Source organism: Sphingomonas sp. SKA58 (assembly GCF_000153545.1).
In the GTDB taxonomy this organism is placed as follows: Bacteria; Pseudomonadota; Alphaproteobacteria; order Sphingomonadales; family Sphingomonadaceae; genus Sphingobium; species Sphingobium soli.
This window is the reverse complement of the sequence record NZ_CH959306.1, coordinates 1,693,468-1,701,677: the sequence shown is the minus strand read 5'-3', so window position 1 is coordinate 1,701,677 and position 8,210 is coordinate 1,693,468. Positions and strand designations below refer to the sequence as shown.

General features: G+C 58.8%; 2 protein-coding genes. One reads left to right on the top strand and one right to left on the bottom strand.

Features of this window, described 5'->3' with window-relative positions; all coding sequences use genetic code 11:
* On the bottom strand, positions 1 to 4,991 hold a 4,991-nt coding region (locus SKA58_RS08700; RefSeq protein WP_037542342.1), incomplete at its 3' end, for an AAA family ATPase.
* Between the two features lie 773 nt (positions 4,992 to 5,764).
* Between SKA58_RS08700 and SKA58_RS08690 the strand changes: the two genes are divergently transcribed.
* Positions 5,765 to 7,945: a nuclease-related domain-containing protein gene (locus SKA58_RS08690; protein ID WP_009822029.1), complete on the top strand. Its 2,181-nt coding sequence runs from the start codon at positions 5,765 to 5,767 to the stop codon at positions 7,943 to 7,945.
* The last annotated feature ends 265 nt before the right edge of the window (positions 7,946 to 8,210 follow it).

Sequence of the window (8,210 nt, the reverse complement as noted above, 5' to 3'; positions counted from 1 at the left end):
CCACCCCATCCAGCGATCAGCTGGGCAGCGCGGTGTCGGATGTTCGCGACCGATACGCCGGAATAGTCCGCGAGAATCTGAATCCAGCTCTCAAATCCTTCTGTCCAGGCGGCGGCATCGTCGATGACCGGTCCCAGCGACTCCGCATCGCGCAGACTTCTGCCGGTGGCGGAATCGAGCGGCGGCAATTGTAGCCCGTAGATTGGCGGCAGTTCGATTTCCGGTACCTGCGCGGCGCCGCCCCATATACCGCTCAATATTTCGGCCAGCACTGCGACGCACCCGTCCTGATGCTCGGCCAGCCTATTCAGCTTGTTCTTAATTGATTGTGGGATGCCATCACAGCTTCGCGCCTCAAACAAGAGGCGGAGGCCGAACAACGCGTTTGGCCCGTCGCCCTCGATCAGCTTTTCGCAGGTCCGCGAGAAGACAGCTATCGCCTCACTCGATTCCACCTGAGCGAGTTCCAGCAGACCGGCAGCCGCTTGCTCGAGTGGATCGGAAACGCCCAACTGCGCCGCGTCGAGGAACAGAAGAACGAGCAGGTCGAGATCGTCTGCCTCCTCCCCATCGCTGCGGGGGATTTCCATGGCTTTTTGATAGTCCCGATATTCAGGGATCTGTTCATCGAGGCGCGCCCAAAGTGCCGGCCAATCGATTTTCTCGAACAGCAATGGAAAGATGTCGTCCACGCCCCATAACGCGCTGCCCGTGCCGTGGCCGCCTGCGGCAAGGTCACGCAAGAAATCTTCCCGGGCGCGGCTATGCGCGTCGGGACAGCCGAGCAGGTGCCGCGCTCGATGATGGTTGAGTAGGTTGCTGTCTGCCCAGCCGCCCCATCCCTGCCGAGTCTCGGTGCCGCCTAATAGCAGCGCTTCGGCATAGCCACGCCTGTCTGCTGCGAGCGCGGCACTGGCAAGAGCGGTCTTCACTGGCCGGTCGCGAACGAGCTCGGGATTTCGGGCGGCGAATGCCTCCGCTTCTTCCCAAGTCTTATTCGCGATGATCCTGCCTATCCGCTTGCCGAGCTTATAGTTGACGAAATCACCATAATGGACACTGGTCTGCGCTTCGCGCCTGGCGCGCTCCACGGCAACCGCGCGCTCGACATCCTCGAAGGATTTGAGTTGGAAATAGTCAGGGAGAGCATCTTTGTCCTGAGCAGGCTCGGCATTCCAACGGTCGATGGCCAAGTCCACCGTTGGAGAAGTATAGTCGCGATCAGCCAAACCGTCCCGGAAACCTCGGAGGAGCTGCGCTCGCCGCGATGGTTTGGCATCGCGTTCTAGGCTGGCGACGATCATTCGCTCGATGGTGGTGAGCGTTTCCTGAGGCGCTGCGGCAGCGAGATCACGCAGGAACTGCCCGGTACGAGTCAGGCTGTTATAGACTTCCTCATAATAGGGAAGCGCGAGCGCTGACCAAGTGATGGCGAGCGGGATCGCAAGATCCGGGCGTCGTCGCAAAATCCCCCGAGTAACCGCGTCGACCAGCGCATCCCAATGCCAAACGCCCGATTCCTTTGCCCACCTATAGGCATCCCAAGCCGCTGCCGTGCCACTTGCGATCGAATCGACAAGCACCGATTTTGCCATGCGCCAGGCTTGGTCATGCGCATCGCTATCGTCGACACCGGCCGTAAGCCGCAGCATCCGAAAGGCACGATCGGCCGAACCGGGCGGATCCGCCCGATTGGCGGCTGTGAGCACACCTTCCCATAGCTGATAGAGCCCGTCCTTCTTCGCCGCGAGGTAACAACCTAGCGATTTTTGCCGCATCATGTGCAGCAGCTCGCGTGCTCGCTCATGCAAGCCGATATTGCCGAAGGCGATCGCGAGCTCGGAAAGCAAGTCGATCGCCTCTTGCGGGGAACGGGCATGGCCCAGTCCGGCATGCGGCCTTTCTAGGCGGCCGACCGCGGCGGCAGCATCGCCATCGAATGCGAACATGGTTTCGGCGAATCTGCGATGGATTTGCGGGGTTTGGCGGAAGCTGCAAACAGGCAATTGCAGGCATGCATCGAACTCGGCCGCAAAGCCGGTCGCAGCATCAGGCACTAGTCGGACCAGCTTGCAGATGGCATCGAATAATGGCTTGTCGGCGTACCGGAGGCGATAGCCGAGCAGCACATCATCGTGTCGATTGGTTACTGCGCCTGCCAGAAATGCCAGCGACGCCTTTATTTGTGCCACGATCTGCGAAGACGCAACCGGGCGCTCCGCCCTGACCTCCCCGATCAGCGTGCCTAGCCGCACTGCTTGGGCTTGCACTCCGCGGAACAGAAATTCTTTCGGAAGCGCGGGTTGAGCCGGCGCCTCGCCAAGCTGCCCTGCGATCGCCGTATAACCGAGAATGGCGTCGACTGCGTTCTCGACCTCATCCGACTTGTGCTCGAGACCGGTCATGTCTGGGACGGCGGCCCTTGCAAATAGCCGTCGCGCAAGTTCGTGATCCTTGCCAGCAATCGCGATGCGGGCCGCATGCAGATGCCAGCTGTCGTGCAGATTCTGCCCTTCGGACAAGGTCGCATACGCGGCCACGCATTGAAGCGCTTCCTCGGTACGCGATGCAATCATCTTTGCTTCTGCGCTCTCAAGATGAAGGATCGTGAGGTGGGCGCCTCGGTCTACTCGATGCTGCGTCGCAATTTCGGTAATTTCCCGGTCGGGATCATGGCGCACGATCGCGCGCGCAAGCATGTAGCGCAACTCGAGGAGGTAGTCGTCCCGCGTCCTGCCGGAGAACGAATCCTTATCACTGCCCTGTTTGCCGATCGGAAGGCGGATGCGCCGTTCGATCTGTTCTTCGTCGAGAAGCACGACTGCGAGGTCGGCCCAGGCCTCCATGGCTTCTCTAGTGCCTTGGCCGTGGCTTTCGTCGAACCATTTCCATGGATTCTCACTGTCGAACAGCAGACGTGCCCTGTCTACTTGGCCGTCGTCGAGCAGGGCATCGATAACAAGCCATTCATCGCCAGCGACATGATTAGAATCGAGCTGAGCAACCGCCATGTCGAGGTCGCCTGCTGCGATCTGCGCCGTGACGATCCGCTCGGCCATGGTCAGTGCGTCCTGGCGTCGCCAGATCTCGTCACGGGCGAGCATAAGGTCAAACAAGGCTGCGGGATTGGGATCGGCACCGAGACAGACTACAGCGTCCCCGATATCGTTGCTCACCTCATAACTGCGTCGACCATCGACAAACTGGCCAACAAAGTAACGGCGGCTGACCAAGGCTGCGGCTTGATCGAGATCGCCAGCGAGAAAGCGGTACCGGAATTCAAGGAAGCGCTGGACGCTTGTCTGCGGCGCTGATCCGGCCAGTTCAGCCAAGCCCCGATAAATGACAGGATCACTGAACGCCGGGTCTGACTTGCCATAGAGCGTGATGCGCTGCTGACGCAGGAAAAGACGGAAACTGTTGTGAAATATCCTCCAAGCGCCACCGCCATGGTCGATCAAATGATGGGCAAGTTTAAACGCCTTGTCGACCGCGCTGCTCGACAACCATTGTGCCAGCAACTCTGGCTCGATCCGACCATCGGCGAAACTCAGGACAAAGAGGGTCTTCGAGACATCGGCGCCGGCGCCCTGCGCCTCGCGCCAAGCCTGGCGATAAACTTTCTCAAGGTCACCATCATATTCAAAACCGCCAGCTAGCAGAGCCTCGCGCTCCTCAGGTCGGGCACTCAGGAGCTTGCCGAGTAGGTAGCGCGTCACCAACGGATGGCCGAGGCTCACGGCGAAAACCTCGGCGGGGTCGACCTGCTCGCGATCCAGGCCCACCGAGATGACCATCTCCGCCACAGCATTGTCACTGAGCGGTGCGATCTCGATCCGTCGGCCGCCATCCGATGCCTGATCACGGACCTCGGGCGGAATATCGGCGAGGTCGATCCGCTGGCTACCTAGCAAGAAGAGGACGCCCTTGGGGACGCTCTGCGGCAGTGGCAACGCGCGTAGGAAACTGGCATCGGGCCGTTCCTCGCGAGGAACATGGTCGAGGCCGTCGACTACGATGACGGTCATTTGCCCATCGGCCGCATATTGCTTGCCTGCTTGCTCGAGCAGCCTTTCGAATGTCTCCCGCTTCTGCTCGAGCGTGTCGTCCTTGGCACGCTGCGACTGATATCCGAAGCCAATGAGCTGACTGTTCAGGTCATCAAGAAAATTGGCGTCGACACCGCGACCTTGTCCCTGTGCCTCGCCAGGTATGAACGCAAGGTAGCGCGCAACATTGCGTTCGGGACTGGGCTGCACGAAGCGCTCGAGCAAGGTAGATTTGCCAGCTCCTGGGGGCCCGAGCAGACAGAGATAGCCCGAGGCATGCGCGCCCAGCGCCGCTTCCAATTCTGCCTCACTCTTTTCATTGCTCTGTACATGGGCGCCAAGCGGGAACCGATGCTCGAAACGAAGCTGAAACCGGTCGGCCCAACCGAGTGCATCCAGCAGTTCGCGGCGCGTCCATCGCGTCCTGCCATCATTGCGTCCGACAAGGTCGCCCAATGTATGGGCCAGGTCATTGATCTGCGCACGAGCCGCGGCGTCCTGAGTGATGAGGGATTCCGCGTTAGCCGATGCCCCGAGCGCGAATTCGAGACGGCCAAAGAAGCGCTCAAAACCCGGCTCCGTCAGGCCAGACGCCTGTAGCAGCGCTTCGATGAGCGGCTTCCACTCGCTTGATCGCCAGTCGGCCAACGACCGATCTGGATGGCGCGCCTTATCGCGAAAAAAGTCCGCCGAATCCCGCTTGGGGACTCCAAATTTACCGCGATCCGATGTCGTCGGATAGTGCGACGATACATAACGCAGTTGAACGAAAAGATCAGGAAATTCGCTTTCGAGCATAGCGAAGGATGCTGCGCAGTCCGCGATGACCCTATCTGAGCCGAGCAATAGGCCCGTGACGCCCACCGGTTTAGGCTTGCCCGATGATTTGTACTGATGCCCAATGACCTTGCCCGCGATACCAATGACGAGGTCGTCGAACATGCCGGCATGATCATCTGCTAACGCCACAAATGTCAGCGTACCGTCCAATATTGCCCGATAGGCAAGGTGGGCGGAGGCGCGGTCTTGATATCTAAGCCCTAGCCTTGCTGCCCGTTCGCCGGCTCCGGATGTAAGTGCCATGGTTATGTTCGCCGATGAACGGATGAAGGTAAAGGTGGTCGACGACCTTACCTAGAGGTTAGGCTAAAGGCGCGATAGTCAGTGACAATGGCAACCGGAATGCACCCGTCAAACTGCCATATATCCTCAAGTTTATCAGCACGAAGTCCCTCACGATCTAGTTCCCGCCGGATGCCATAGAGACTAGGGCGGCTGACGACCGGATATCCCTATGCAAAGCCATTCTCAGAACCATTAACCAGATAGCCCTCCGCAAGGAACAAAACAAGATCATTGCAAATACCCAGTGGCACGACTAGCCCATTCAAAATGATCAGATGAGGGAACATGACATGGTTGATGTTCACATTCGTATCTATTTTCGAGAGTCAGACGGCACGCTGGAGGATAGCCAACAGGAATTCGACATAGAGAGCTTCGCTGGAGTCATTCCGGCGATCGGTGATATGATCGTGGACCCAGGCGTGCTTCAAGGGCTCAATCGGCACGACCCGAAGAACCGTAGAGTTTGGGACGTGGTAGGACGCGTTTTCAACCCCCCGCGACATGGTGGGCTATGTCGCGCTCGTCGTTGAGGAGCGGGTGCCGAACCTTGGCGAATACGGCGTCGTCGCGGGCTAATTCCCAGTATCATGGCCTCGACAGAACCCCGCGCGGAGCAGGACATCTTCGACGATCTCGCGGAGCTATGCGCCGCACCCGGCTTTGCTCACGCGCTTGCCTGGATGTCGCTGCGGGACAATTATGTGACCTTCGATGGCGCCATGGGCAGCGAGGCGCTGGCTGCATCTTATGCGCGTGGTCGAACGGTTCGGACCGAATTCTCGACCTTACTCGGCCTGCTGATCCGCCGGCCCATTGACCTGAGTGAACCGACGCCGGCAGAAATCCAGGCATTGTTCGATCGAACCGGTACATTGCTGAATGAGTTGCATGAGCGGCTGGGCCGACCGATGTGGGATTCAATCATCGAGACGGCGAAAGCAATGCAGGAGGAAGGAGCGGAGCGTCCTTCTTCCCCATTCACTCGCGCCGATGTGCTACGGGAACCCATCTTCTACGGCGGCGAATCCGCCTATAGCTTCCAGTATCGAGATATGGCGCTCGAACGGTACGCCGCAGACGAAGGATGGCTGACCGCGAACAAGGGTTTCTGCATCGCAGACGCGCAGGCAGTTGCCGAAGCAATCTCGGAGATTCAGACCGACAAAATCGTCAGCGTATTATCGCGCCTCAAGGCCAAATCGCCTTCTCTCCCGTCCTTGCTGCCAGCCTTCACAACCACAATTGATGAGATCGTAGGGCATTGCGGTCTGTCGGCAAAGACAGTGCGAGCCGCGCTGGCGACCATTAGTGTCGCGGCACCCGCTAATCAGGATTTCACTTCGCTCGGCGCATTCAACGTGGCCAACGCGTGCCCGATCGTGGCGCTACCGGATGGGAGCTACCTCTCGCTTCAGACATACGGGATCGTTGAGTCCCTTTATGACTCTCCCTTTTATTGGATGGTCGGCGACAAATCCTATCGCCCCAAAGCCTCCGCGCACCGAGGTGCTTTCACTGAGCAGTTCGTAGCGAAGCGGTTGCGGTCAGTGTTCGGCGAGCAGAATGTTCATACCAACGTCAACATCGAAGCCGCGAATGGTCGGGTTTCCGAGATGGACGTGCTGGTCCTGTTTGGCGACCGAGCCCTGATCGTCCAGTGCAAGTCAAAGAAGATGACGCTGGAGTCGCGTAAGGGAAACGACCAGACGCTGCGCGACGATTTCCAGAAGGCCGTCCAAGACGCCTATGATCAAGGCTTGCTCTGCGCTCGCTCGCTCAGCCGGCCAGAACTGAACTTCATGAAGGAGGACGGAGCCAAGCTCGAAATTCCCGAACTGAGGAATGTCTACATCCTTTGCGCGGTCTCTGATCACTATCCGGTGCTAACGGTCCAAGCGCGGCATTTCCTCCAATATGAGGATGATGCGGTTATCCACGCCCCCTTGGTCGCCGACGTCTTTCTAATCGACGTGCTTGCTGAGATGCTCGCCAGCCCTTTGCGGTTTCTCAGCTATATCGACAGGCGGGTTGGCTATGCCGAACGCATACAAGGGACGAACGAACTCGCCATTTTGGGTTACCATTTGAGTCAGAACCTCTGGTTCGACGACGATAATAGCGTCGCGATGGTGGCGGATGATTTTTCGCTCGACCTCGATACAGCGATGACGGTCCGCCGGGAGGGCATTCCAGGTACAGCGACGCCAAAAGGCATCCTAACCAGATTCACGGGTACACATGTAGCCCGGGTCATTGAGAAGATCGCACACGAGGCCGATCCTGACCTGATCGATCTCGGCTTCCTCCTGCTCAACATCAACGGCGATACCGTCAGACAACTCGACCAAGGGATGAAGGATGTCGCTCGGCGTACCCGTCTTGACGGACGGCCCCACGACTTCACGTTAGGGTTCGATACAGGTGATGCCGGGCTCACAATCCATTGTAGTCGGGCTTTACCGAGCGATTCGCTCGAGGCGCTCGCCAGCCATTGCCGACGCCGCAAATATGTTCACCGCGCCGACAATTGGTTCGGACTTCTCGTGCGTGAGACCGACGGATTACCCAAGGCCAGCCTCGCGGTGCGTTTCCCGTGGAAGCGGGACGCCCGCATGGATAATCTGACGCAGGGGATGGTGGTCAACGGCAACCGCAATATCTCTCAACCGAAGCCTGGCGGTCGCGCGCCAAATAGATCGAAGATTGGTCGCAACGATCCATGCCCTTGCGGCAGTGGGAAGAAGTTCAAGAAATGTTGCATAGTATGAGTTTGTTCAGGTCTCCGACTAAATCTCCGAAACTTCTAGAGATCTGTTGGATACGAACCTCCATCAGAACTTACGGACGCAGGGGCGTATGGAACGATACTGCCTATGCATGGGCGCCTGGTGGGATATCGATCTCGACGAGCGAGCGACTGCTTTCAGGAATAGCCTAGCTACGCTTGTACGGCTCGAATGAGGCGCGAAGCTGACGCGCCGGCTCGCCGGCTGGGAACGTCTGCTATCCCAATCTGCGCTCCTGATGGCAGCC